We start from the raw sequence: 23,921 nt of genomic DNA on the forward strand, positions 1-23,921 counted from the left end.
GCGTGGCGGCCATCGACTGCGGCACCAACTCGATCCGACTCCTGATCGCCGACCTGCCGGACGCTTCGGCCGGCCCGACGGCACCCCTGACCGACATCACCCGGCGGCTCGAGATCGTCCGGCTCGGTCAGGGGGTGGACCAGACCGGCCGGCTCGCCCCCGAGGCGATCGAGCGGACCCGCGTCGCGCTGGCCGGGTACGCGGCGGAGATCGAGAAGCAGGGCGTGGACCGGGTGCGGATGTGCGCCACCTCCGCCTCCCGGGACGCCTCGAACGCCGCCGACTTCCGGGCCATGGTGGAACGGACCCTCGGCGTCGCACCGGAGGTGGTCACCGGCGACGAGGAGGCCCGGCTCTCCTTCACCGGCGCCGTGCGTGGGCTGCCGACCGACGCCGAAGCGCCGTATCTGGTGGTCGACATCGGTGGCGGATCCACCGAGTTCGTCCTCGGCACCCGTGAGGACGGCGTCGAGGCGGCGATCTCGGTGGACATCGGCTGCGTCCGGATGACCGAGCGGCACCTGCACGGCGACCCGCCGACCCCGGCGGAGGTGGCCGCCGCCGAGGCGGACGTCGCGGCGGCGGTGGACCGCGCGCTCACCGTCGTGCCGGGGCGGCGGGCCGCCACCCTGGTCGGGCTCGCCGGTTCGGTCACCACCGTGGTCGCCATCGCCGAGGGCCTGCACGAGTACGCCCCGGAGCGGATCCACCACGCCCGGGTGTCGTACGAGACGGTGGCCGGGGTGACCGCCGACCTGCTCGGCAGGACGCGCGCCCAGCGGCTGGAGATCCCGGTGATGCACCCGGGCCGGGCGGACGTGATCGGGGCCGGCGCTCTGGTGCTCCGCGTGATCATGGAACGCGCCGGGATGTCCGCGCTGGTCGCCAGCGAGCACGACATCCTCGACGGCATCGCCTGGAGCATGCTGCCCGGTTGCTAGAGGCTTCCGACCTGTCGGGCGAATCCGGGCATCCCGGGCGGGGTCTGTGTGGATTTGCGGAAGGGGAACGGGGCCCGTCGGCGTCGGCAGCTCCCGGCGGCGTTCGTCAACCGTTGCACCGGGGTCGAGCGAAGTGGACCCGATCCCGTGCGGTCGTGTCCGATCGGGCCGTTCGCCTAGTGGCTGGTTGGACGGTTGCTCCGGCGGATCACCAGCAGCACGACGACCAGCACCACCAGGGCCGCCACCACCAGCAGCCCGATCACGACCGGGACGAGCGGCCCGAGGTCGAGGCCGCCGCTCTCCTGCGCCGTGGTCTCCTCCGAAGCTGCCGCCGGCACCGCACCCAGCGGGTTCGCGTCGACCGGGGGCACGTCGGCGGTCAGTGCTCGGACCAGGTCGAGCCCACCGAAGCCGTACCGGTCGTCCCGGCCGGGCGGCCCGGCGTCCCGGGCGGTGGACACGAGCCGGTTGACCACCTCCGCCGCGCTTGCCTCGGGATAGCGCGCCCGGATCAGCGCCGCCGCCCCGGCCACCAGCGGCGCCGCCGCGCTCGTACCGTCCACGGTGACGTAGCCGCCCTCGGTCAGATCCGACCACCGGCCGGCGGTGGTGGAGACGTCCACCCCGGGGGCGGTGATGGCGATCTGCTCGCCCCGGGTCCCGCCCGACCACGGCTCGCCGTCCCGGCCGGTGGCGCCGACCGCGATCACCCCGGGAAGTCGCGCCGGATAGAGCACCCCGGTGTCACCCTGCTCGGCGTTGCCCGCGGCGGCGACCACCACGACGTCCTTCGACTGCGCGTACCGCACCGCGTCGGTGAGGGCGGAGCTGGTCGTGGGGCCGCCGTTGGAGATGTTGACGACCGTCGCGCCGTGGTCGACCGCGTACCGGATGCCCTCCGGCAGGTTGCTGCCGGCGAAGGTGTTCGTCGCGACGGTCACCGGCAGGATCCTCGCCCCCGGGGCGATGCCCAGGGCGCGACCGCGGCCGCCGCCCCGCGCGGCGATCAGCCCGGCCACCCCGGTCCCGTGGTTGCGTTCGTCGACCTTGCCCTTGTCGTCCCGGCCGATCAGTCGCGTGCCGTCGAGGACCCGGCCGGCCAGGTCGGGGTGTTCCGCGTACACCCCGGTGTCGATGACCGCGACGGTGACGCCCTCACCGGTGGAGATCCGGTGTGCCTCGCCGACCCGCAGCGCGTCCAGGTGCCACTGCCGCTCCAGCGGGGGCACCGCGGCCCCGGCGGGCACCGGCGTCCCGACGGCGGTCAGCGCGAGCCCGGCCGCGACAGCCAGGACTCTCCGGCACAGGGCCGACAGCCGCGCACTCATTCGTCTCTCCTCATCGATCGGCACGCCTGGTCGCCGGTGACCCTATCGGACGGTGACCGGATCGCTCCGCCCCCGACGCGTGCCCCGCCCGCCCGACCGCCCGGCCCGGGGGCCACCTCGGTAACCTGGCTCCCGTGCACGGACGCTCCGGGAACCGCCGCCCGCTCCGGGCGGGTGCCACGCGAGGACCGGCCCGGTGGCGGGCGGTGCTCTGCGGTGCCGTGGTCGCGCTGCTGGCGACCCTCGTCGTACCCCCGACTCCGGGTCGCGCCGCGCCCAAGTGCGGCCCGTCCGGCGAACGCGCGCCCACGGCGACGCCGTGGCCGCTACGGCGGTTGGAACCGTCGGCAGCCTGGCGGATGACCCGTGGCAGCGGCGTCCTGGTCGCCGTCATCGACTCCGGTGTCTCGGCCACCCATCCGGCCCTGCGGGGACGGGTCCGTGACGGCCGCGACTTCAGCGGCCTGCCGCAGCACGACGGGCAGTGCGACCTGGCCGGCCACGGGACCATGGTGGCGGGCATCATCGCCGGCCGGGCGGAGGCCGGGACGCCCTTCACCGGCATCGCGCCGTCCGCCCGGATTCTGCCGCTGCGCGTGTTGCCGGACACCCGGCGCACCAACGACGAGAGCCTGCCCGGCCAGATCGCCCAGGCCATCCGGTACGCGGTCGACAACGACGCCGAGGTCATCAACCTGTCGCTGGAGACCCTGCCCACCCCGCAACTGGCCGCCGCCGTCGAGTACGCCCTGGACAACGACGTCGTGGTGGTCGCCGCCGCCGGCAACCAGCAGCAGCAACGGGAGCAGCCCGCCTACCCGGCCGGCTATCCCGGGGTGATCGCCGTCGCCGGCGTCGACGAGCAGGGGGGTCACGTCGGCACCTCGATCAGCGGCGACTACGTCGACATCGCCGCGCCCGGGCACAACATCGTCGCCCCGGCACCCGGCGGTAGCGGGTGGCTCACCGAGCCCGAGGGCGGCACCAGTTTCGCGGCAGCGTACGTCTCCGGGGTGGCGGCACTGGTCCGCGCGGCGCACCCCGAACTCAGCCCGGCGCAGATCGCCAGCCGGCTGGCCCGTACCGCGGACGCCCCGCCGGAGGGTCGCAACGACCAGGTTGGGCACGGAGTGGTCAACCCGTACCGGGCGGTCAGCAACCTGCTCGGCACGCGCAGCGATCCGCCGCTGGGGGCGATGGCCGAACCGACGCCGGTGACCGACCCGTGGGCGCGGGAACGGGTCGTGGCGATCTGGGCTGCCGCGATCGGCGTGCTCCTCGCCGTCGTCCTGCTGGTCTCCCGGCCGGTCGTCCGGTTGGGACGGCGGCGGGGCTGGCGGCCCGGCCGGAGGCCACTGGAAGCGCCGGACGACGTGGCCCCCGAACCGACGATGCCCTGATCCCGGCACCCCACGCGCAGCCTGCCCAACCGCCACCTCCGGGCGCCTTCCGCTCTACCGCCCGGGTGTTTGCAGGGGCCCCCTGCTCCGCAGAATGCGGTAACAAGGGACCCCTGCTACCACCTCAGCGCAGGATGCCCGGCAGGCTGTCGCCGTCCGCGCCCCAGACGTCCTCGTCCTCGTCGAGCCAGGTGCTCCGGGTGGCCTCGTCCTCGCCGTAGCCGGCACCGGCACCGCCGACCAGGCCACCCCGGCCTCCAGCGCCCCGCGCCCCGGTGGCCGTCGCACCGGTACCCCGGCCTCCGCCGGCGCCCCGGCCACCCGCGCCACCGGCCCCGCCGAGCATGCCGGGCGCCATGCCCGCGCCCAGGCGACCGCCCGCACCGAGCTTTCCGCCGGCGCCCCGGCCGCCGCCCTTGCCGGCGCCAGCGGCACCGCCACCCATCATCGGCGGCATCATCGTCGCGACGGGACGGCCGAGCGCGCCGCCACCGGGAACCGACCCCGAGCCGGCCCCGCCGCCGAGACCGCCCCCGCTGCCCAGGCCGGCCGTGCTCGGCAGACCTCCACCACCGACACCGGTCGTCGGGCCGGCGCTGGCCAGCCCGGAACCGTACTGCTCCTCGTCGACGTCGACCGTGCCGGGCGGGGAGGTGTCGAGGCCGGGCGTGGTCGTGTCGGGCAGGTTGTGGTCGGGATCCCGGTCGAGGTCCGGGTTGGGCGTGGACAGGTCGGGGTTGGTCGTCGACGGCACATCCGGCGTGCCGGGCGGCCGGCCCGTGCCGGGGCCGCCGGGCAGCGACGGCACCGAACCCGTGCCCCCTCCACCGCCGCCGGTGTTCAGGTTCGGGGTCTCCAGGTTGGGGTTCTGCTGGGTCGGGAGCGCGCTCGTCTCGCCCGGCATCGTGCCGGCCTGGCCCTGGTACTGGTTGTTGACCCGCTCGTAGACCTGGGCGGCCTCGTCGGTGCGGTCGTTGAGCCAGTCGGCCAGCCCGGCGATCGGATCCAGCAGGCCGAGGAAGTCCGGGGCCACCTTCGCCTCGAAGAAGCCGACGCCGATGGTGAGGTGCCCGTTGCGGGCCTCCAGCACGTCGTTGACGCACGAAGCCGGGATCGGGAACTCCCGCTGCGCCTCGGTCAGCCGGTCCGCGGCGGCGTTCAGGGAGTGGACGATGCCGTCGCCCTCCTCGGCGTCGTCGATCAGTTGCCCGGTGGTCTTGGCGACCCCGTCGATGTGCGTCTTGAACGCGTCGAACGCCGGTCCCTTCCAGACCGCCCCCAGGTCCGCGGTGTTCTTCTCCAGGCTCTCCTTGACGCTGCGCAGGTTCTTCAGCAGTTCCGTCCACCCGAGGGCGGCGCTGGCCACGTCACCGGGCCGGCCGTCGATGACGACCTGCTGGCACATCTCTTCCCAACTGACACCCATCAGGCCCGCTCCCGCCCTAGCTCTCGCCGCCGGAGGCGGCGTCCGCGAAGATCTGTCTGATCTGCTCGGCGGTCATCTCGTTGGCCCGCTCCGCCGTCTGGTAGTTCTCCTTGACCTTCCGCAGCACCTCGACCGCGTCCTCCAGCCGGTTGGCCAGGTCGAGCACTCCCGACTCGGTGCCGGTGTAGAGGTTGGCGTGCTTCTGGGTCAACCGGCCCGCCCAGGTGAAACCTCCCAGCGGGCTCTTCTGGACCCCGCTCACGCCGGACGGCATGCCCGTGGCGGCGGCCGCGCCGGCGCCACCCATCAGGTCCTGGATGTCGGCCATGCCGTGGTAGAGCCGGCGCAGGTAGGAGGCGTGCGACTCCAGCCACCGGATCGCGCCGTCCAGGCTGGACGCGTCCCACTCGGTCTTGACGCCGGCCTCGTTCGGGCCGGCGACCAGGTCCGACGGCGTCTCGGCGCGGTTGACGTTGTCCATGCCGAAGCCGTTGATGCTGACCGGAAGGGTCGGCGACAGCGGGATTCGCGGGGTGTCCACCTCGACCTGATCCGGCTGTGAAGTTCTGTCAGTCATCCGTGTCCTCCCCGTTGGCTGTCGTGTCGTCCCGCTCGGCCGTGGACGCTAGCGGTCCACGTCGGTGCGCGGTGGTGCGGCCTGGACCGGGGGCACCGGCCCGGCGGGCGGCTGAGCCGAACCGGGCACCGGCGCGGCGTGCGGGTGGGCGGTGGGGGGCGCCGGCGGGTACCCCGGGTGCTGGCCGGACGGCGGGTGCCACGCCGGGCCGGGCGGTGGCCAACCACCGGGCGGCGGAGGACCGGGCGGCGGCCAGCCAGCGGGCGGCGGGAGGCCGGGTGGACCGGCATCGGTCCGTCGCCGCGCGGACCGGCGGGCCAGCACGATGAGGACGATCACGCCGACGACCACCGCCAGGCAGAGGCCGACCTGGAGCGCCGCGCCGGCCTTGTTCGTCACGCCGAAGCCGTAGATGCCCCGCTCGTCCGCCTCGTCGGTGGGTGCTTCCGCCGGGTCGGCCGCCGCCGGTGCCACCAGCGGGTTGCCGCGTACCGCCGGCACCGTGCCACTGAGCGCGGCCACCGGGTCCACGGCACCGAAGCCGTAGAGGTCGTCCCGGCCCGGCCGGCCCTCGTCCTCGGCGGTCCGGATCAACCGGTTGACCACATTGGCCGCGTCGAGATCCGGGTAGCGGGACCGCACCAGCGCGGCCACCCCGGAGACGATGGCGGCGGAGTCGCTGGTGCCACTGGTCAGGCCGTAGCCGTTCTTCGAGACCGCGTACGGGCGGGGGCTGATGATCCGCTCCTGCGGGGCGGCCAGCACCACCTCGGCACCCCGGACCGATCCGTCGAAGTGCACACCGCTGCGGGCGAGACCGGAGACCGCGACGACGCCGGGGATGTTGGCCGGTGACGTGACGGCCGTGTCACCCTGCTCCCGGTTGCCGGCCGAGGCGACCACGACGACGTCCTTGTCCAGGGCGTACCGGATCGCGTCGAGTTCGGCGCGGTCGGGTCGGCCGGGGGTGCCGAGGGACAGGTTGACGACGTCCGCGCCGTTGTCCACCGCCCAGCGGATCGCCGTGGGCAGCTCGCCCGGATCGAACCGCGCCCCGATGGACACCGGCAGGATCTTCGCCGCCGGGGCGATGCCCAGGAGGCGGTCGGTGCCCCCGCCGCGGCCGGCGATCAGGCCCGCCATGCCGGTACCGTGCCCGATCCGGTTGGCGTCCCGGCGGCCGTCGCCGGCGGCGTCGCCGCCGATCCCGTGGCCCGGCAGGACCTGGCCGCGCAGGTCCGGGTGGGAGGCGTCCACCCCACCGTCGACAACCGCGACGGTGACGCCGCTGCCCTTGCTGAGTTTGTGCGCCTGGGGGATCCGCAGGGTGTCCAGGTACCACTGGTGCCCGCGGACGGTCTCGGCGCGAGCCGCCGGGGGAGTGGCCAGCACACCGGTGCCGGTGGCGACCAGTACGGCCAGCAGCCCCGCTGCGGCCCGCCGGCCCGCGCGGACGCCGTCTCTCCAACGCATCGTTCTCCCCGGACGCCGACCACCCGACACAGTGCGGCTCCGGCCGGTCGGACCGGACCGGAGCCGCGCTGGCGATTATCTCAGTGCCACATCTTCGAGTTGCTCATCTCGGTGGACACGTAGTTCTCGCGGGCGATGCCCACCGCCCCGCCGATGTCGTTCAGGATCTTGTTGATATCCCGGACGGCGGTGTCCCACTGGGTCTGGTGCTGCTCGTAGGAGACCCGGTCCTCACCGTCCCACTGGAGCTTGCTGAGCATCTGCCGGAGCGTGTCCAGCTTCTCGTCGATGGTTCGCGAGATGGTCTGCATCTGCGCGTTGCTGGCCTCGAGGACCGCGTAGTCAACCTTGATCGTCACGATGTACCCCTCTGCGGTCGCCTGGTCACGGGTTGAGGGCAGCGTGGAACTTGTCCAGCATCTGCTGCTGCTCTTCGTCGTTCACCTGGTGCGTGGTGCCCGACTTGTCGAGCAGGTCGGCGATGTTGTCCATCGCCGTCAGCAGCTTGCTGGTGTCCTCGTTCCACCGCTGCATCAGCTGCTGGAAACCCGTCGACGCCCCGCCCTTCCAGGCCATGGCCAGGTCGTCGACGACGTTCCACAGCTTCTTCAGCTCACCGTCGACCTCGCTGCGCGTGGAGCGCACGTCACTCGCGGCGGTATGCAGGGTCGCAGCTTCGACCTCGAACGCCATGCTTCACACCCTTCCGTCTTCTGTGGCGGCTTGACGCGCCGCGACTCCCCCCGCGGTAGAGCGGTCACACCCCACCGACGGACACTTCCGCCCAGACGGTAACCCACGGAGTCCACGCGGTGTAGCCCGGAACGCACCTGTTCACGACGGTCGGGAGCCGGGTTGGTCGCTCGGTGACCGGGCCCGGACCGTGCGTGTCCATTCGGGGCGGAGATCAGGGGACGACCATCGTCCGCAGGTCACGGGGAAGGCGTCGAGGAGCGTCTTTGCTACAGTTCGCCCCGTGCCGCCCGCAGGCCGTCGACGAAGGAGCGACCCCGGATGACCAGCAAGCACATCTCGTCCGAAGCGATCGAGGCGATCCGGGAGCACATGCGCAGGAACGCCCTCTCCGGTCCGAACGGTGTCGACGCGATCAAGGCGAAGCTCGCGGACACCGAGATCGGTTTCCCGCACTTCGGCGTCATCGGCATTCCGCTCGCCATGGCGTACGGCGACGCCCGGGAGAAGGCCTCGACGGCGCTGAACGAGATCCGCGAGACCGTCGACGACTACCTCGACGAGCTGGCGACGGCCCGGGACACCTGGATCAGGGCCGAGAACGCGAACACGGTCGTGACCACGTGACGGGGCGACCGGTCCTGACGAAGCAGCAGAGTGAGACGGGGAGCCGAGCATGGTCAGCGTCGTCAATGCCGTGATGTTCGCGGCCGTGAAGACAGCGGTCGAGGCGAACGCGAAGATCGCGAAGACCGCGGTCATCGCCGTGATCGCCGTGGGCACCATGGCGGCGAATCCGAACGACATGTCCGACGCGGCAGCCAGTTGGAAGGAGATCGCGAACGACCTCGGCACGTTCGCCACCCACCTGGACAACGCGCTCGGCAAGGGTGACGACTGGACGGCCGACGACAAGGACGCGTTCGCCGACTCGCTGACCAACTTCAAGGGCGAGATCGAGCAGTTCCGGACCGCCGCCAGCGACATCGCCAGCACGTTGGACACCGTCTCGAACGCGTACATGGTCTCGTTCGTGGCCCTGCTGGCCTTCGCGGGCGCCTGCCTGGTCATCCTGATCGGCCTGGTGATACTGCTGTTCATCCCGTACACCTCGGCCGCCGCCCGGGTGATGATCGAGATGGTCGGGTTGACCCTGGCCGCGCTCTCCGCCAAGGTCGCCGTCCTGCTCGGCGGTCTGATCACGGCCGTCGCGGCCATGCTGGCCGCGGTCGCCTACGGGAAGATCAACCTGGATTCCAAGGGCGGCAGCATCCCCACCGCGCCGGACTTCGAGCAGATCCGCATCGACTACGAGGCGCCCCGGCGCTTCGAGGTCCAGGGCGGCTGACCGTACCCGCCACGACGTCGAAAGAGCCTGCGATGAACACCCCGAACGTGGACGACCTGGAGCGCATCCTGCGCGACAGCGAGCAGCGCATGCAACAGCTGTCCGAGGTGGAGACGCTGCTGGCCGAGGTCACCAGCCGATACGACACCGAGGACGGGATGGTCTCGGTCGAGCTGGGGGCGGACGGCACGCTCCGTCAGCTGGAGATCAACTCGCGGGCGATGCGACTGGACTCCTACACCCTCGCCGAGCTGATCACCGAGGCGTTCAACGGTGCCCAGCGGGGTGTGCAGGAGGCGGTCGCCAAGGCCATGTCCGACACGCTGGGCACCTCCGACCTGGGCGACGTGCTCGGCGAGGCCCGGGACATCCGCAAGAACATGGACGGGATGCTGGAGGCCGTGTCGCGTTCGGTCAACGACGCGATCGTGCAGGCCAGCCGGTTCAACAGCCGCCGCTGAGCGGCCGGAAGGGGCACCCGTGGGCGACCTGCTGTTCCTGGCGATGTGGATCCTGCTGTTCATGGGTCTGGTGCTGCTCGGCGTGTGGTGGGTCCAGAAGGACCGGAAGCGCCGGTAGCAGCCCCGGCCGGCGGGACCGACGGTCACCCGCCGGATCCGCGTCCGTGGTTCGTCAGACCGAGAGGGCCCGCCGACCGGCGGGCCCTCTCGGCGTATGTCACGGTTCGCACCAGGCGGTCTGGATCAGCTGCTGACCGTCGCGCCGGCGCACCAGCGTGCCCCGACCGGGCGGCTGCGGGCTCGGGCGCAGCGTTCCGAAGACCGCCCCCTCCTCCCGGTTGCCGGACATCAGCAGGCCCGGCGAGTCCAGCTCGCGCAGGCGTTGCAGGACCGGCTCGTAGAGGGCCCGCGCGACCCCGCCGGCCCGACGGGTGACGATCAGGTGCAGCCCGATGTCGCGGGCCTGCGGCAGCAGCTCGTGCAGCGCGCTGAGCGGGTTGTTGCCGCCGGAGGCGACCAGGTCGTAGTCGTCGACCAGGATGTACAGGTCCGGTCCCTTCCACCAGCTCCGGTCGCGCAGCTGGGCGGTGGTGACGTCCGCCCCGGGCAGCCGGTTCTGCAGTGCGCTCCGGATCGACCCGAGCCCCTGGGCGAACACCTGGTTGGACGGGGCGAACTCGAGCAGGTGGTCGCCCTCGACGGCACCCAGCAGGCCCCGGCGGTAGTCGGCGATGACCAGTCGGGCCTCGGCCGGGGTGTACCGCTCGACGATGCCCCGGGCGATCAGCCGCAGCAGGTTCGTCTTGCCGCACTCGACGTCGCCGAAGACGGTCAGGTGCGGTTCGCTGGCCAGGTCCAGGTAGACCGGGGCCAGTGCCGACTCGTTGACCCCGATCGGCACGCCGGGCGCGGAGCGGTCCACGACCCGGGCCAGCTCGGTCACCGGCAGCTTGCGGGGGAGCAGCCGGACCTTCGGCGCGGGCGCTCCCGGCCAGGCCGCCGCCACCTGCTCGGCCAGGGCGACCGACGCCTCGGTCAGGTCGTCGATCGCGTTCCGGCCGTCGATCCGGGACACCGCGGCGAGGAACTGCAACTTGGTGGGGGTCAGGCCACGTCCGGGGGACTTCGGCGGCACGTTGACCGCCGCCCGCCGGTCGATCTCGGACTCGGTCGGGTCACCGAGCCGCAGCTCCAGCTTGGTGCCGAGCAGGTCCCGCATGTTGATGCGGATCTCCGCCCAGCGGGCCGCGGTGAGCACCACGTGGATGCCGAACCCGAGCCCCCGGCCGGCGAGGTTGGTGATGGTCTGCTCCAGCTCCTCGTACTCCTGGCGCAGCGTGTGCCACCCGTCGACGACCAGGAAGACGTCGCCGAACGGGTCGTCGGCGAACTCACCGGCCGCCCGGCGGCGCCGGTAGCTGGCCACCGAGTCGATGCCGTGCTGGGCGAACCGGGCCTCCCGTTCGTCGATGATGGTGACCACCTCGGCGACCGTACGGCGGACCGCCTCGACGTCCCGGCGTCGCGCCACGCCCGCCATGTGCGGCAGCCGTTCCAGGCTGCGCAGCGCTCCACCACCGAAGTCGAGGCAGAAGAACTGCACCTCGCGTGGGGTGTGGCTGAGCGCCAGTGACGCCAGCATCGACCGCAGCATGGTGCTCTTGCCGCTCAGCGGCGCACCCACGATCACCACGTTGCCGCCCGAGCCGGCCAGCTCCACCATCATCGCGTCCCGGCGCTGCTCGTACGGCCGGTCCACCACACCGACCGGCACGGTGAGCTGCCCGCGTCCGGTCCACCCGGGCACCGTCAACCCCAATCTCGGGTCCACGGTCAACGTGCCGTACAGCTCGCCCAGGCTGGGCGGTGCCCCCAGCGGCGGCAGCCACACCTGGTGCGCCGGGGTGCCCTGCCCCCGGAGCCGCTCGGTGATCACGTCGAGCATGGTGGTCACCTTGCCCGACTCGGCCGGCTCCTCCGGCCCGGTGGCCTCCACCGGGGTCTCGATCCGCTGGACCGGGACGAAGTCCACCCCGTACGGCACGACGCTGCGCTGGAGGGCGGCCTGCGAGGTGACGTTCCGGCGACCGGGGGCGCGGTACGGGCCGGACACGTAGGCGGCCCGGAACCGCAGCATGGTGGCGGTGTCCGACTTCAGGTAGCCGTGGCCGGGCGCGCTGGGCAGCTCGTAGGCGTCGGGCACACCGAGCACGATCCGGCTCTCCACCGCCGAGAAGGTCCGCAGGCCGATCCGGTACGACAGGTGCGTGTCCAGGCCGCGCAGCTTCCCCTCCTCCAGCCGCTGGCTGGCCAGGAGCAGGTGGACGCCGAGCGAGCGGCCGAGCCGGCCGATCATCACGAACAGGTCGATGAAGTCCGGCTTGGCGGCGAGCAGTTCGCTGAACTCGTCGCAGATGATCATCAGGCTGGGCATCGGCTCCAGCGGTTCGCCGGCGGCCCGTGCCTTCTCGTACTCGTACCGGGAGATGTAGTTGCCCGCCGCGCGCAGCACCTCCTGCCGCCGGTTCATCTCGCCGGCGAGCGCGTCGCGCATCCGGTCGACCAGCGTCAACTCGTCGGCGAGGTTGGTGATCACGGCGCTGGTGTGCGGCAGGACGTCCAGGGAGGCGAACGTGGCGCCACCCTTGAAGTCGACCAGGACGAAGTTAAGCTCCTCCGAGGAGTGGGTGACCGCCAGGCCGGCGACCACCGTCCGCAGCAGCTCGCTCTTGCCGGAGCCGGTGGCGCCGATGACCAGGCCGTGCGGGCCCATGCCCTCGTGCGCCGACTCCTTGAAGTCGACCTCCACCACGTTGCCCTCGGGGCCCACCCCGAGCGGGATGCGCAGCCGCTCGCGGTGCGCCCGGGGACGCCACGTCTGCCGGACGTCCACGCCGGCGGCGTCCCCGATGCCCAGCAGGTCCGGCAGTTCCATGCTGCGGGCCAGTGGCTCCTCGCTGACCGTCTGCCGGGACAGCCGGTAGGGCGCGATCTGCCGGGCCAGCCCCTCCGCGGCGACCTCGCCGAGCTGGTCCGGGCGGCCCAGCCGGGAGGTGGACTTCCCCTGGACCAGGTCCAACCCGGAGCCGTCGGTGACGTCCAGGCAGATCAGCCAGCGGCCGACGTCGCGGGGCACCGCGCCGGAGAGGTCGACGACGGTGGTGCCGAGCAGCCCCATCCCGATGAGCTGGCAGGTCGCCGGGACCTCGCCGCCGTCCAGGACGACGACGACGTGCGGCCCGTTGGTGAACGGCTTCGCCTCCCGGCTGAACCTCGGGCGGCTGGCCAGCTCGTTGGACAGGGCCTGCTCCGCCTCGGCGAGGCTGGTGAAGACCAGCCGCCGCGCACCGGCCGCGTCGGCCCGGCTGTGGTGCTGCGCGTGCGGCAGCCACTTCACCCAGTCCCAGGTCGGGTGCCGGTCAGGTGCCGCGACCACCGCCAGGATCAGGTCGTCGGGGGCGTGGAAGGTGACGAGCTGGCCCAGCACCGCCCGGGTCAGCCCGAGCACCGCCTCGCGCTCACCGCGCAGCGCCACCCGGCTGAACGACCGTACCGACAGCGCGGTGGGCAGGTCCGGCACGGTGGAGTGGGTACGGACGAACCGGCGCAGCGCGATCGCGCTCATCGGCTCCAGGTCCTCCACCGGCTTGGTCTCCGGCGGCACGATCTGCACCGCCAGCCGCTGCGGCCCGGTGGCGATCCGCGCCTCGCCGAAGTCGTCCTCGGTGGTCCGGCGCTCCCACAGCCGGCGCGACGCCGCGATCGACCAGAGGGCGTCCGGCTCCGGATGCCGCCACCGCATGGCGTCCCGCTGCTGTTCCGCCGCGCGCCGGGTCTTCCGGCGCACCTGGGTGAGATACCGCATGTAGTCGCGTCGCTCGGCGTTCAGCTCGGCCTTGTCGTTGCCACCGTTGCTCATCGAGCCGAGGAACATGCCGAGCATCGACACGCCGAACAGGCCACCCGCGATCCAGGTCATCGTCCCGCCGGAACGCCCGGCGTAGAGGAACGCCATCGCGCCGACGCCGCAGAGCATCGGCAGGATCATCAGCAACTGGCCCAGGCCGCGGGGCGTCTGCTCCGGCAGCTCCGGTGGGGACTCCAGGAGCACCTCACCGCGCGGCAGGGTCGGGCCGGCCTTTCGCGGAGGGCGTCGGAAGACCACCGTGCTCACGTCGTAACTCCCCCGATCGCGCATGACGTCCGGCTACCCGGGACGGGACACGTCAGGTGGCATCGTACGTGCCGGTCCCCGTAGGTAATCTCCCCTGGGCATGGTGCGGGGAGGCGGTGACGTCCCTCGGTCACCGCCGGTTACGAGCGAGTGCGAGGAGGCCCTGGTGACGATGACGGGGACCGGCGAACTGAGCCGGGTCACCATCGTGGCGCCGAGAACCCGGATGGATCTCGCCCTACCGTCCGACGTACCCCTGGCTGATCTGCTGCCCACCCTGCTCCGGTACGCCGGAGAGGATCTCGCCGACCAGGGCGTGGCGCACGGCGGCTGGACCCTGGCGCGGCTGGGCGGGCAACCGCTCGACGGCGGCCGGACGGCGAGCCAGCTCGGGGTGCGCGACGGTGAGGTGCTGTACTTCAACCCCCGGGACGCGACGAGCCCGGAGGTCGTCTTCGACGACGTGGTCGACGCGGTGGCGACCGCCACCAACCGGCGGCCGGGCGGCTGGCAGCTCGCCACGACCCGGCGGTTTTCCGTCCTGTTCGCCTCGGTGGCGCTGCTCGGCGGTGCGGCCGTGGCGCTCCTCGCCGGCCCGCCGCAACTTCCCGGGGCACTGGTCGCCCTGGGGGTGGCGATCGTGGTCCTGGGCACCGCGACGGTGCTCTCCCGGGCGGTGGGGGACAGCCGGACCGGCACGGCGCTGGCCCTGGTGAGCCTGGCGTACGCCGGTGTCGGCGGCCTGCTCCTGCTCGCCGGCGACCGGCGGCCGACCGAGGTCGGCGCTCCGCACGTGCTGCTCGCCGCCACCGCCCTGCTCGTCTTCGGTGCGGTGGCCGCGGTGGCGGTGGGGGACCGTGCGCCGCTGTTCCTCGGCGCCACGGCGGTCGGTGCCGCCCTCGGGCTCGCCGCGACGGTCTGCCTCGCCTTCGGGGTGGACGCCGCCGCGGCAGCCGCGCTGCTGGCCACGGTCGCGTTCGCGGTGCTGCCCGCGTTGCCGATGACGGCCTACCGGCTGGCCCGGCTGCCCGTCCCGTCCATTCCCACCGGCCCGGACGATCTCAGGTCAGACGACGAGTCGTTCGACAGCCGGCAGCTGCTCGCCCTCAGCGACCGGGCGGACCAGTTCCTCACCGGGCTGCTGTGGACGGTCTCGATCGTCGTGCTCGGCGGCGAGGTGGTCCTCGCCATCGACGGCCGGCTGCCGGCCGTGCTGCTCTGCGCGGTGCTGGCCCTGCTCTCGCTGCTGCGCGCCCGGCCGCTCGCCAGCCGGCTCCAGCGGATCCCGGTGCTGGTCGCCGGTTCCCTCGGCCTGGCGCTGACGACGGCGGCGACCTTCACCCAGCTGTCGGCGCTGCTGCGCCTCGGGGTGCTGCTCGGCGCTCTGGTGGTGGTGGCGGTCGTCAGCCTGGTCTACGGGCTGGCCGTGGCCGGCAAGCACATCTCCCCGGTGTGGGGGCGGGTGCTGGACATCCTGGAGATCCTCTTGATCGTCGCGGTGGTGCCGCTGGCCGCGTGGGTCTGCGGCCTGTACGGCTGGATCGTCAACATCAACCCGTGACCAGTGCGACGCTGCCGGTCGCCGTGTCCGTCACGGCGACCGGCGCGCACGCGTAGGCCGCCGGCCCGTGCCACCCGTCGAGCTGGCGGGGGACGAACGAGTGCCGCCGCGCCACGTCCTGGACCGTCTTCAACAGGTCGGCGGCGCGGCTGTCCGGGGAGGCGACCCGGAGCAGCGGGACGCCGACCCGGCCGCCCGAGTTGATCGTCACGGACAGGGTGTGCGACATCACCGGGATGGCGGTCACCGCGTCGGCCAGCGCGCCGACCGGGGCCTCCGGCCGGCCGCGCAGCTCCAGGCAGCGCTGCGTCCAGCCCCGGCCCGCCAGGCCCGTCCAGCTCTCCACCTGCGAATCGGGTGCCACGTCGAGCCCGGCCGCGGTGAGCAGGGCCGCCGCCAGCTCGTCCGGGTCGAGCATCCGGTAGGCCAGCCCCGCGCCGGTGAGGGCCTTGCCGATCCGGCCCGCGGCCGCCGCCATGGTCCGTCGTACGCCGTCGATGCCGCCACCCCGGTTGACCGCCTCGGTGCGGGCGTCCGCGACCCGGAGGCGGGCAGCCACCCAGACGTCCCGGCGGTAGGCGGCCGGTCGACCCGGGTTCGGGTACCAGACCAGGCTGCGTGCGACCAACTGGGTGGACGAGGCCGGCCCGGTCGACCCGGCCAGCACGCGCACCACCTGGTCGATCGCCGCTCCGGGCAGCGGCCCGGCCGTTCCGCCCGGCAGCGTGACCACGCAGGCCACGAACCAGCCCTGGTCGTCCTGCCCCAGACCCAGCCGGTTGCCCCGGTCCTCGAACCCGGTGACGGTCAGGTCCGGGGCCAGCGCGGACAGGCGCGGATCGGCCGTCGCCGGGGACAGCGCGGCCCGTCGGGCGGCCCGCTCCCGCCGCCGCAGCCGGCGACGCAGGGCGCGGTCCTCGTACCACCAGCGGCCGCCCCGCCGGGCGAAGGTCGCCAGCACCACCAGGAGCACCAGCGCGGCCACCACACCGGTCACCCAGACCTGCCCCTCCGACGCCGCGCCCACGGTCAGCACGCCGACCTCCAGGACGACGAGCTGGCCCACGGCCACCGGACCGAGCCGGCCACGGCGGGGCCGGTCGGCCCGCGCGACCACCGTGCGACCGCGCGTCGCTTCTACCTGGGTCATCGCTGTGTTCCTCCTCTGGATCGCCGGTCGCCCCGACGTCCGCCGCCGGTGTACGGACGGCGAATCCCGTCGTCGGTGGGGGGCCCTTATCGTAGGGAAGCCCGGAACGGCCCTCGGACCTGTTCGTCCGGGAGCCCCCACCCCTGCCGGAGGTAGTGCATGCGGACGCGCCGTGACCAGGTTCAGGCGTACCGGTTCGTCACCCGCCGCATCGTCTCGGCCCTGCTGTCGGGCGATCCGGAGACGACCGACCTGCCGATGCGACGGTTGGGCCTGGCGGTCTTCGGCAGCGCCATGGTCGCGGCGATCGTGCTCGCCGGCGCGGGCGTGTACGGCCTGGTCACCAAGGGTGGTGCCCCGCTCGAGCCGAACACCCTGGTGATCGAGAAGGAGACCGGGGCGACCTACGTCTTCGTCGACGGGCGGCTGTACCCGACGTTGAACTACGCGTCGGCCCGCCTGATCCTCGGCGACGCCACCGCGCCGGTCCGGTCGATGTCCCAGGCGTCCATCCGGGAACGCCCCCGTGGCCGGATGGTCGGCATCGTCGGCGCCCCCGACGACCTGCCGGACCGGTCGGCGCTGGTCGGCCTGCCCTGGTCGGTCTGCAACACGCCGGACACCGCCAACACGCGCCGGTCGACCACCCGGCTGGTCGTCAACCAACAGCTCTCCGGTGGCTCGCCCCTCGGCGACCAGGCGATCCTGGTCGCGGCCGGCAGCCGGCGCTACCTGCTGTCCCGCAACACCCGGATGCAGATCATCGGTGGCGATGCGGCGATCGCCGCACTGAGGATGACCTCCGTCCGGCCGATCGAGGTCGGTCAGCAACTGATCAACGCGGTGCCGGCCGGGCCGCGGTTGAGGGCGCCGATCCTCTCCGGGGACAACGAGCGCAGCCGGTTGGAGGTCGGTACCGGGGCGTCCCGGGTCGGGCAGATCTTCCGCGCCGCCGACCAGCACTACGTGCTGACCCGGGACGGCCTGGTGCCGATCGGCGAGATCACCGCGTTGCTGTTGCGCAAGGACGGGGGCGAGGTCACGGACATCACCCCGGAGCAGGCGGGCCGGGCGCTCAGCGACCAGCGCCTCGAGGAGGAGGGCATGCCGCAGAAGCTGCCCGAGTTGCGACAGGCGGGGCTGCTCCGGGCGTCGGTCTGCGCGACGTACCGGGCGGGTCCGGCGGGCGAGCGCACCACGACGGTCGAGGTGTTCGACCGTACGCCGCCGGAGCTGTCGCCGTCCGCGCCCGGCTCGATCGAGGTGCGTCAAGGTGACCGGGACGCCGTCCGGACGGCGGAGCGGGTGGTCGTGCCGGGTGGCAAGGGCGCCCTGGTGCAGGCGATGCCCGGAGTCGGCGAGGGCGGGCAGGGGGCGGCTGCCTCCACCGTCTACCTGGTCACCTCCCAGGGGATCCGTTACCCCCTCGGCACCCGCTCCGGCGACGCGATGGCCGCCCTCGGCTACGGCGGGGTGACCCCGCTCGCCGTCCCGGCCTCGCTGCTGGCCCTGATCCCCATCGGGCCGGCTTTGGAACGCGACGCGGCCCGCGACTACTTCGACCCGGGCACGCCCTCCGCCACCCGCTCCGGGCAGCCCACACCGTCCGGATCCCCCAGCCCGCGGCCGACCGGCGAGTCCACGGGGGACGACGGTCCGGGGGAGAGCGAACCCAGCAGATCCGCCGAACCCACCTCCGACTCCTCCCCGTCGCCCAGCGACGAGCCGGGTGACGGTTAGCGCAGGCAGCCCAGCCGGACGGCCGGGTCGCCTGACGTGCCTCGGTCAACTACGCTGAGGCCCGCGACGAGACCCACGACGACCACGGGGATGCTGCATGGGTACGAAGACCAGGGTCGACGTACTGTCCTTGGAGGATTTCCACCGGCGCCTGGCCGGTCGGATCACCGAGGCCGACCAACTGCTCAAGAAACTGAACACCGAACTGCAGTGCCGGCCGCCCGCGCTCGGCGCGTTCGCCGACGCGGTCAGCAGCACGCGGCAGTACACCGACCTGCACACCCGGTACGTCGACCGCGTGAAACGGCTCCGGCGCTCCCTGGTGGCGGTGCAGGAGGCGACCCAGAAGATTCTCGACAACTACCGCACGACCGAGGCGCGGAACAAGGCCAACGCCGCCGACATCGCCAGGGTTCTCGGCGGCGTCGACGATCCGCTCGGCCTGGAGGGGACTCCGCGTGTCTGACGAGTACGTACAGCGCTACCAGCCGGTCAGCCACGAGCAGCTGTACCAGGGCGTGCAGGCTGGCGACGCCGAGCAGATCGACACCCTCGCCACCGCGTGGAGTTCGATGAAGGACACGGTCGACGGGCTCGGTCGCGCCCTGCGGGAGGACCTCGACGCCCTCGACCGGACGTGGAGCGGCGACGCCGGCGACGAGTTCCAGCGCCGGGTCGGGCTCGTGGTCCAGTACTCGACCAAGCTGGCCAGCGGGATGGGCTCGGTCCACGAGGGGCTGTCGCTGATGTCGGGGCCGTTGCGGACGGCCCAGCGGCAGGCCGAGAGCCCGGAGGAGACCGACGACCACGACAAGACGATCGGCGGCGCCGCGAAGGGCGCGCTCTTCGGTCCGGGCGGGGCGGTCATCGGGGCGATCGCCGGGCACCTGCAGGACCAGGAGGAGAAGGAGAAGGCGCACCAGCGGATGGTGAAGGTGGTGGCCGAGCTGGCCGCCAGCTACGACCTCTCCACCTTCGACCGGTGGACCCCACCACCCCCGCCGCCGGTGGACACCCCGGGTGGGGTGGACGAGACCTCGTACAACCCGCGCAGCGGGCCGGGCGCGACCACGCCGACCAGCGCGCCGGACACCGGTTCCCCGGCGCACACCGGCACCAGCCGGGCCGACGGCGTGCGCCCGGTCGGGCACGCCGACTTCGAGGGGGGCGGCTTGTCGCGGGACCCGGATCCCGACCTCGACGCGCCGACCGATCCGGGTGCGGGCACCTCGCTGGCCGGGGCCGGTCCGTCCCTCGGGAGTGGGGCACTGCTCGCCGGGTGGGCGGCCGGGGCGGGCGGCATGGTGGCGAGCACGGCGGGCGGCACCCGGACCTCCGGCGCGGGTGGTGGCCCGTCGTGGGGCTCCTCGACCGTGGTACCGGCAGGTGGGGTGCTCGGTGCCGGTGCGCTGGCCGCCGGTGCCGGTGGTGCTGGTTCCTCCCCGGTGGCCCGTCCCGCGGGCGGTGGCACCGGGCTGGAGAGCAGGGCGGCGGTCGGCGGAGGCCGGGCCGGCGCCGGGCGGCCGGGTGCGGCCGGGGCGCTGCGCCCCGGTGTGCTCGGTGGTGCGCCCATGTCTGGCGGGGACGACGACGAGCCCGGCACCCGTAGCACCTGGCTGACCGAGGACGACATGGACTGGCGGGGTGGCGCGGAAGCCACCCCTGCGGTCCTCGGGCCGGACGACAACTGAGTCAACGACGGCGGAGGCGCGACCACCGGTGGATCCGGCGGATCGCGCCTCCGCCGTCGCACGTCCGGCGGGTCGCGCCTCCTCGACGGCGGGCCCTGCCGACCGCCGGTGCGGCGGGAACGACCTGCTCCGAAGCGTTGCCCGGAAGCCTCGGTTGACCCTACTGTGTATCGCACAGTAGTGTGCGGCGCGTGGACACCACCCAGCTCCTCAAGGGCGTACTGGATCTCGCGGTCCTCGCCGTGCTCCGGGAGGAGGACGGCTACGGCTACGACATCCTGCGCAGGCTGCGCGCGGCCGGGCTGGAGGAGGTCGGGGACGCCTCGGTCTACGGCACGCTGCGGCGACTCTTCGCGGCTGGCCTGCTGACCGCCTACGTCGTGCCGAGCGAGTCCGGTCCGCACCGGAAGTACTACTCACTGAACGCGGCCGGGCGGGACCAGTTGCGCCGGTCCGGCAAGCTCTGGCGCTCGTTCGCCACCACCATGGACGCACTGCTCGACGATCGGGGGACGGCGGCATGACCGTCATGGAGCAGGAGATCACGGCGTACGTCGAGCGGGTCCGGGCCGCGCTGGCCGACCTGCCCCCGGCGCGGCGGGACGAGTTGACCGAGGACCTTCCGGAGCACCTCGCCGAGGTCGCCGCCGAGAGCGGGGGCTCGCTGGTCGACCGGCTCGGGGAGCCCGAGGCGTACGCGGCGGAGCTGCGGGCCGCTGCCGGTGCCCCGGTGCACCCCGGACGCAACCTGGACCAGCGGGTCGCCGGCCTCGTGGTCGGGCTCCGTGCCCGGCTGCGCGTCCTCGACGTCCGGCTCGGGCCGCCGCTGGGGTACGCCGCAGCCTCGGACTACCTGAGACTGCTCCGCCCCGCCTGGTGGCTGGTCCGGGCCTACCTCGCCGCGATGCTGGTGGCCGTGGCCACCAGTGGCAGCACGGGGGTGCTGCCCCGGCTCGGTGGAAGCGACCTGGGCGGCCTGGTGCTCCTGGCCGGGTGCGTGGTCGGCTCGCTCTGGCTCGGCCGCAACGCCGACCGGCTCTCCCGGTGGCCGCGCCGACTGGTGCTCGCCGGCTCGCTGGGGCTGGTCCTCTTCGGCCTGGTCGGGGTCACCACCGTCGACGGCCGGGCCCGTTGGGGCGGGTACGACGGCTACGACTCGGTGTCCGTGGACGACCAGTACTCGCACATCCAGGACGTCTTCGTGTACGACAGCGAGGGCCGGCTGGTGCGGGACGCCCGCCTCTTCGACCAGAACGGCACTCCGATCCGGCTCGGCTGGCCGGGCTGCCGGGAGTCGGGCCCCGAGCCGATCGAGGACCCGATGCGACAGCCGTACCCGTACTGCCCGGAGCGGGCCCCGTTCCAGTTCCGTACGCCGGATCCGACGCCCACCGGCCCGACCGCGACGCCGGACGCCGCCCCGGGCGGTGCGGTGCGACCGGACGCCACGCCGAGCGGTACGGCGTCGCCGGGCGACCCGGCGAGCCCGAGCGGCCCGGCGACCCCGAGCGATGCCCCGACCCCGACCTCGACGGAGTCCCGTCCCGCCGGGTGAGCCGACAGGTCCGTGGCACGGGGGACAGGTCCAGGGCGCAGCCAGGAGGCCCCTGGAGCCGGTAGGTCCGGTGGAGCTGTGAGGTCCCGTGGAGCCGACCGGAGGGCGGCTCCACAAGGGACGGAGGTCACGTTCCGGGGGACAGCGCGAGCGGTGTCACGTCGTTACCGTTTCGCTGTCGATCTTCCTGGAAGGACCGCCCGTGACCGAGCAGGCCGTGCCCCCCGCCTCGACCGAGGACGAGAGCGCCGGAGGAGGGCCGACCGCTGCCCGGACCGGCGTCACCCCGGTCGACGTCGTCCCGACCGACGGCGCCGACCGTGCCGACACCGAGCCCGATCCGGCGGACGCCGAGCCCGATCCGGCGGACGCCGAGGCTGAGTCGGCGGACGACGAGGCTGAGCCGGCGGACGACGAGCCGGCCCGGGGAGGGTGGCACCCGCTGCTGCGGGTGCTGGTCACGCTCGGGGCGGTCGCCGTGCTGGTGGGCGCGCTCGTCACCGTCGGGCTGCGGTACGACGTCGCGGACCGCCTGCTGACCCCGGACCGGACCGCCGACGCCCGGGTGGGGGACTGCCTGGCCCCGCTGCCCGACGTGGCCGAGGGCGGGCAGCGCCGGGCCGCGGAGGCGCGGGTGGTCGCCTGCGCCTCTCCGGACGCCGCGTACGACGTGGTCGGGCGGCTCGACGGGCAGACCGAGGAGCAGGTGCGCGACGGCCGCCAGTGCGAGCCGTTCGTCGCCGAGGGCGGTACCTACTACACCTACAGCAGCATCCCGCCCGGCGGCACCGGGTACCTGCTCTGCCTGGTGCCCCACCGCTGAGCCGTTGGATCCCCGGAGCGGTTGAACAGGAGGTGAATCCCACTCCGTCGGTGTCTTCCCCGGGCGGCCGGCGCGTGGCACGCTACCGGCAGGTAACCGCGCGACCAGCCAACGATGACTGACCGCTAGGAGGATGCCCGATGGGCGAGATGGTGACCTACCGCCACGACGGTGCGACGGGTGAGGGCTACCTCGCGATACCCTCCGGCGGTGCGACCAGCCCGGCGGTCATCGTCATCCAGGAGCGGTGGGGTCTCGTCCCGCACATCACCGCGGTCGCCGACCGGTTCGCCGAGGCCGGGTTCGTGGCGTTCGCGCCGGACCTCTACCACGGTGCCTCGACCGACGACGCGGACGAGGCGAAGCGGCTGATGACGGCACTGCGGATGGACGACGCGGCGACCGACATCGCCGCCGCGGCCGGTTACCTCGCCGACCGTCCCGAGGTCACCGGCGGGATCGGCTGTGCGGGCTTCTGCGCCGGGGGCAGCCTGGCGCTCTGGTCCGCGACCATCTCCGAGCGGATCGTCGCCACCGCCGGCTTCTATCCCGTCCTGCCCTGGGAGAAGATGCGCCCCGAGTGGGCCGACTACGCCGGCAAGGCGGCGGTCATCCACTGCGCCGAGGCGGACGGCACCTCCGCCGCCGAGGGGGTCCAGACCGCCCGCCAGGCGATCGAGTCCGCCGGTGGCACCTGCGTCCTCCACGACTACCCGGGTACCGCGCACTCGTTCTTCAACGACGACCGGCCGGAGGTCTTCGACCAGTGGGCCGCCGCCAGCGCCTGGGCCCGTACCCTCGAACTCTTCCGGAGCCGGCTTGGCTGAGGCCCGTACCGCCGAGGAGGTGGCCGCCCGCGCACGGCGGGCGGCCGACCTGCCCGACCTCGACGGCGCGATCGGCGGGTGCTTCGCCTGCCCGCGCCTGGTCGCCTGGCGGGAGGAGGTGGCCCGGACGAAGCGGGCGGCCTTCCGGGACCAGGAGTACTGGGGTCGACCGGTGCCCGGCCTCGGCGTTTCCGACGCCCGCATCGCGATCCTCGGCCTCGCCCCCGCCGCGCACGGCGGCAACCGCACCGGGCGGATCTTCACCGGGGACCGTTCCGGGGACGTCCTCTTCGCCGCGCTGCACCGGGCCGGACTGGCCAACCAACCGACCAGCCTCGCCCGGGACGACGGGCTGACCCTACGGGCGACCCGGATCTTCTCCGCGGTGCGCTGTGCCCCGCCGGACAACAAACCCACCCCCGGCGAGCGGGACACCTGCGCGCCCTGGCTGCACCGCGAACTCGACCTGATCCGGCCCACGTTGCGCGTCGTGGTCGCGCTGGGTGCGTTCGCCTGGGCCGCGTGGTGGCCGGCGCTGCACGCGGTGTACGGCGTCCGGCCGCCCAGCCCGCGACCGGCGTTCGGCCATGGGGCACACTGGTCCGGCACGGCCGTACCGGAGGTGCTGGGCTGCTACCACGTCAGCCAGCAGAACACCTTCACCGGACGGCTCACACCACAGATGCTGGACGAGGTGTTCACCCGGGCGAAGCAGGTGGCCGGGGTGGACTGACACTGTGTGGGGCGGTG

Annotated in this window: 22 protein-coding genes; 14 read left to right on the top strand and 8 right to left on the bottom strand. The window is 73.4% G+C overall.

The annotated features are described in order from the left end of the window. Positions 1 to 2 precede the first annotated feature (2 nt). Positions 3 to 941, top strand: coding sequence for a Ppx/GppA phosphatase family protein (locus tag IGA62_RS17245; protein ID WP_145822171.1), 939 nt, complete (start codon positions 3 to 5; stop codon positions 939 to 941). A 176-nt stretch (positions 942 to 1,117) separates the two neighbouring features. Here the strand turns inward: IGA62_RS17245 and mycP (IGA62_RS17250) are convergent, their stop codons facing one another. Continuing rightward, a complete protein-coding gene (mycP, locus tag IGA62_RS17250) occupies positions 1,118 to 2,272 on the bottom strand; it encodes a type VII secretion-associated serine protease mycosin (RefSeq protein WP_145819915.1) in 1,155 nt (384 codons plus the stop codon). A gap of 134 nt (positions 2,273 to 2,406) precedes the next feature. Between mycP (IGA62_RS17250) and mycP (IGA62_RS17255) the strand changes: the two genes are divergently transcribed. Further along, positions 2,407 to 3,672, top strand: coding sequence for a type VII secretion-associated serine protease mycosin (gene mycP / locus IGA62_RS17255; protein WP_269780451.1), 1,266 nt, complete (start codon positions 2,407 to 2,409; stop codon positions 3,670 to 3,672). Positions 3,673 to 3,796: 124 nt separating this feature from the next. Here mycP (IGA62_RS17255) and IGA62_RS17260 read toward each other — a convergent pair whose 3' ends face one another. The 5 genes from IGA62_RS17260 to IGA62_RS17280 all read right to left on the bottom strand — a co-directional run bounded on the left by IGA62_RS17260 (position 3,797) and on the right by IGA62_RS17280 (position 7,841). Further along, positions 3,797 to 5,098: a WXG100 family type VII secretion target gene (locus IGA62_RS17260; protein ID WP_145819913.1), complete on the bottom strand. Its 1,302-nt coding sequence runs from the start codon at positions 5,096 to 5,098 to the stop codon at positions 3,797 to 3,799. 16 nt (positions 5,099 to 5,114) lie between these two features. Next, positions 5,115 to 5,675: a hypothetical protein gene (locus IGA62_RS17265; protein ID WP_091457214.1), complete on the bottom strand. Its 561-nt coding sequence runs from the start codon at positions 5,673 to 5,675 to the stop codon at positions 5,115 to 5,117. Between the two features lie 48 nt (positions 5,676 to 5,723). Next, complete coding sequence (locus tag IGA62_RS17270) at positions 5,724 to 7,148, bottom strand: S8 family serine peptidase (RefSeq protein ID WP_198501078.1); 1,425 nt, start codon at positions 7,146 to 7,148, stop codon at positions 5,724 to 5,726. A gap of 80 nt (positions 7,149 to 7,228) precedes the next feature. Next, positions 7,229 to 7,507 carry a WXG100 family type VII secretion target gene (locus tag IGA62_RS17275; RefSeq protein ID WP_091457218.1) on the bottom strand — a complete coding sequence of 93 codons (279 nt, stop codon included), beginning with the start codon at positions 7,505 to 7,507 and terminating at the stop codon, positions 7,229 to 7,231. Between the two features lie 25 nt (positions 7,508 to 7,532). Continuing rightward, complete coding sequence (locus IGA62_RS17280) at positions 7,533 to 7,841, bottom strand: WXG100 family type VII secretion target (RefSeq protein ID WP_091457222.1); 309 nt, start codon at positions 7,839 to 7,841, stop codon at positions 7,533 to 7,535. Between the two features lie 321 nt (positions 7,842 to 8,162). Here IGA62_RS17280 and IGA62_RS17285 point away from each other — a divergent pair, with 321 nt between their 5' ends. The 3 genes from IGA62_RS17285 to IGA62_RS17295 are packed head-to-tail and all read left to right on the top strand — an operon-like array spanning position 8,163 to position 9,650. After that, positions 8,163 to 8,468, top strand: a complete 306-nt coding sequence (locus tag IGA62_RS17285; protein ID WP_091457225.1) for a hypothetical protein — start codon at positions 8,163 to 8,165, stop codon at positions 8,466 to 8,468. A 49-nt stretch (positions 8,469 to 8,517) separates the two neighbouring features. Further along, entirely contained in the window at positions 8,518 to 9,189 is a 672-nt protein-coding gene (locus IGA62_RS17290) for a WXG100 family type VII secretion target (RefSeq protein WP_145819911.1), read from the top strand. A gap of 32 nt (positions 9,190 to 9,221) precedes the next feature. Then, the gene (locus tag IGA62_RS17295) at positions 9,222 to 9,650 is read left to right on the top strand and encodes a YbaB/EbfC family nucleoid-associated protein (protein WP_091457233.1); all 429 of its coding nucleotides are present in this window, start codon (positions 9,222 to 9,224) and stop codon (positions 9,648 to 9,650) included. A 217-nt stretch (positions 9,651 to 9,867) separates the two neighbouring features. Here the strand turns inward: IGA62_RS17295 and eccCa are convergent, their stop codons facing one another. Then, a complete protein-coding gene (eccCa, locus tag IGA62_RS17300; protein WP_145819909.1) occupies positions 9,868 to 13,824 on the bottom strand; it encodes a type VII secretion protein EccCa in 3,957 nt (1,318 codons plus the stop codon). 172 nt (positions 13,825 to 13,996) lie between these two features. On the opposite strand from eccCa, the gene eccD reads away from it, so the two are divergent. Then, complete coding sequence (gene eccD, locus IGA62_RS17305; protein ID WP_232625097.1) at positions 13,997 to 15,385, top strand: type VII secretion integral membrane protein EccD; 1,389 nt, start codon at positions 13,997 to 13,999, stop codon at positions 15,383 to 15,385. On the opposite strand, the gene IGA62_RS17310 is transcribed toward eccD, so the two are convergent. Further along, positions 15,375 to 16,535, bottom strand: a complete 1,161-nt coding sequence (locus IGA62_RS17310) for a type VII secretion protein EccE (RefSeq protein ID WP_145819907.1) — start codon at positions 16,533 to 16,535, stop codon at positions 15,375 to 15,377. The genes eccD and IGA62_RS17310 overlap by 11 nt on opposite strands. A 159-nt stretch (positions 16,536 to 16,694) precedes the next feature. On the opposite strand from IGA62_RS17310, the gene eccB reads away from it, so the two are divergent. From eccB to IGA62_RS17350, 8 genes are all read left to right on the top strand, one after another. Beyond that, complete coding sequence (gene eccB, locus IGA62_RS17315) at positions 16,695 to 18,275, top strand: type VII secretion protein EccB (protein WP_145819905.1); 1,581 nt, start codon at positions 16,695 to 16,697, stop codon at positions 18,273 to 18,275. A 97-nt stretch (positions 18,276 to 18,372) separates the two neighbouring features. Next, complete coding sequence (locus IGA62_RS17320) at positions 18,373 to 18,741, top strand: hypothetical protein (RefSeq protein ID WP_145819904.1); 369 nt, start codon at positions 18,373 to 18,375, stop codon at positions 18,739 to 18,741. Continuing rightward, a complete protein-coding gene (locus IGA62_RS17325; protein WP_145819902.1) occupies positions 18,734 to 19,966 on the top strand; it encodes a WXG100 family type VII secretion target in 1,233 nt (410 codons plus the stop codon). The genes IGA62_RS17320 and IGA62_RS17325 overlap by 8 nt, the downstream gene beginning before the upstream one ends. Before the next feature lie 191 nt (positions 19,967 to 20,157). Continuing rightward, on the top strand, positions 20,158 to 20,490 hold the full coding sequence (locus IGA62_RS17330) for a PadR family transcriptional regulator (RefSeq protein ID WP_091457254.1): 333 nt from the start codon (positions 20,158 to 20,160) through the stop codon (positions 20,488 to 20,490). Then, positions 20,487 to 21,521: an HAAS signaling domain-containing protein gene (locus IGA62_RS17335; protein ID WP_145819900.1), complete on the top strand. Its 1,035-nt coding sequence runs from the start codon at positions 20,487 to 20,489 to the stop codon at positions 21,519 to 21,521. Before IGA62_RS17330 ends, IGA62_RS17335 begins: the two co-directional genes overlap by 4 nt. A gap of 202 nt (positions 21,522 to 21,723) precedes the next feature. Then, positions 21,724 to 22,344, top strand: coding sequence for an LppU/SCO3897 family protein (locus IGA62_RS30170; RefSeq protein WP_232624676.1), 621 nt, complete (start codon positions 21,724 to 21,726; stop codon positions 22,342 to 22,344). 140 nt (positions 22,345 to 22,484) lie between these two features. After that, positions 22,485 to 23,171 carry a dienelactone hydrolase family protein gene (locus tag IGA62_RS17345; protein ID WP_145819898.1) on the top strand — a complete coding sequence of 229 codons (687 nt, stop codon included), beginning with the start codon at positions 22,485 to 22,487 and terminating at the stop codon, positions 23,169 to 23,171. Between the two features lie 19 nt (positions 23,172 to 23,190). Beyond that, the gene (locus tag IGA62_RS17350; RefSeq protein ID WP_145822167.1) at positions 23,191 to 23,904 is read left to right on the top strand and encodes a uracil-DNA glycosylase; all 714 of its coding nucleotides are present in this window, start codon (positions 23,191 to 23,193) and stop codon (positions 23,902 to 23,904) included. The last annotated feature ends 17 nt before the right edge of the window (positions 23,905 to 23,921 follow it).

This window comes from Micromonospora sagamiensis (assembly GCF_014680085.1).
Taxonomy (GTDB): domain Bacteria; phylum Actinomycetota; class Actinomycetes; order Mycobacteriales; family Micromonosporaceae; genus Micromonospora; species Micromonospora inyonensis.

Coding starts and splice junctions, on each gene's coding strand:
- mycP (WP_145819915.1), bottom strand. CDS start 2,272: ATGAGTGCGCGGCTGTCGGCCCTGTGCCGGAGAGTCCTGGCTGTCGCG.
- IGA62_RS17285 (WP_091457225.1), top strand. CDS start 8,163: ATGACCAGCAAGCACATCTCGTCCGAAGCGATCGAGGCGATCCGGGAG.
- IGA62_RS17260 (WP_145819913.1), bottom strand. CDS start 5,098: ATGGGTGTCAGTTGGGAAGAGATGTGCCAGCAGGTCGTCATCGACGGC.
- IGA62_RS17265 (WP_091457214.1), bottom strand. CDS start 5,675: ATGACTGACAGAACTTCACAGCCGGATCAGGTCGAGGTGGACACCCCG.
- IGA62_RS17280 (WP_091457222.1), bottom strand. CDS start 7,841: ATGGCGTTCGAGGTCGAAGCTGCGACCCTGCATACCGCCGCGAGTGAC.
- eccD (WP_232625097.1), top strand. CDS start 13,997: ATGACGGGGACCGGCGAACTGAGCCGGGTCACCATCGTGGCGCCGAGA.
- IGA62_RS17345 (WP_145819898.1), top strand. CDS start 22,485: ATGGGCGAGATGGTGACCTACCGCCACGACGGTGCGACGGGTGAGGGC.
- IGA62_RS17335 (WP_145819900.1), top strand. CDS start 20,487: ATGACCGTCATGGAGCAGGAGATCACGGCGTACGTCGAGCGGGTCCGG.
- IGA62_RS17295 (WP_091457233.1), top strand. CDS start 9,222: ATGAACACCCCGAACGTGGACGACCTGGAGCGCATCCTGCGCGACAGC.
- IGA62_RS17270 (WP_198501078.1), bottom strand. CDS start 7,148: ATGCGTTGGAGAGACGGCGTCCGCGCGGGCCGGCGGGCCGCAGCGGGG.
- IGA62_RS17310 (WP_145819907.1), bottom strand. CDS start 16,535: ATGACCCAGGTAGAAGCGACGCGCGGTCGCACGGTGGTCGCGCGGGCC.
- eccB (WP_145819905.1), top strand. CDS start 16,695: ATGCGGACGCGCCGTGACCAGGTTCAGGCGTACCGGTTCGTCACCCGC.
- IGA62_RS17290 (WP_145819911.1), top strand. CDS start 8,518: ATGGTCAGCGTCGTCAATGCCGTGATGTTCGCGGCCGTGAAGACAGCG.
- IGA62_RS17320 (WP_145819904.1), top strand. CDS start 18,373: ATGGGTACGAAGACCAGGGTCGACGTACTGTCCTTGGAGGATTTCCAC.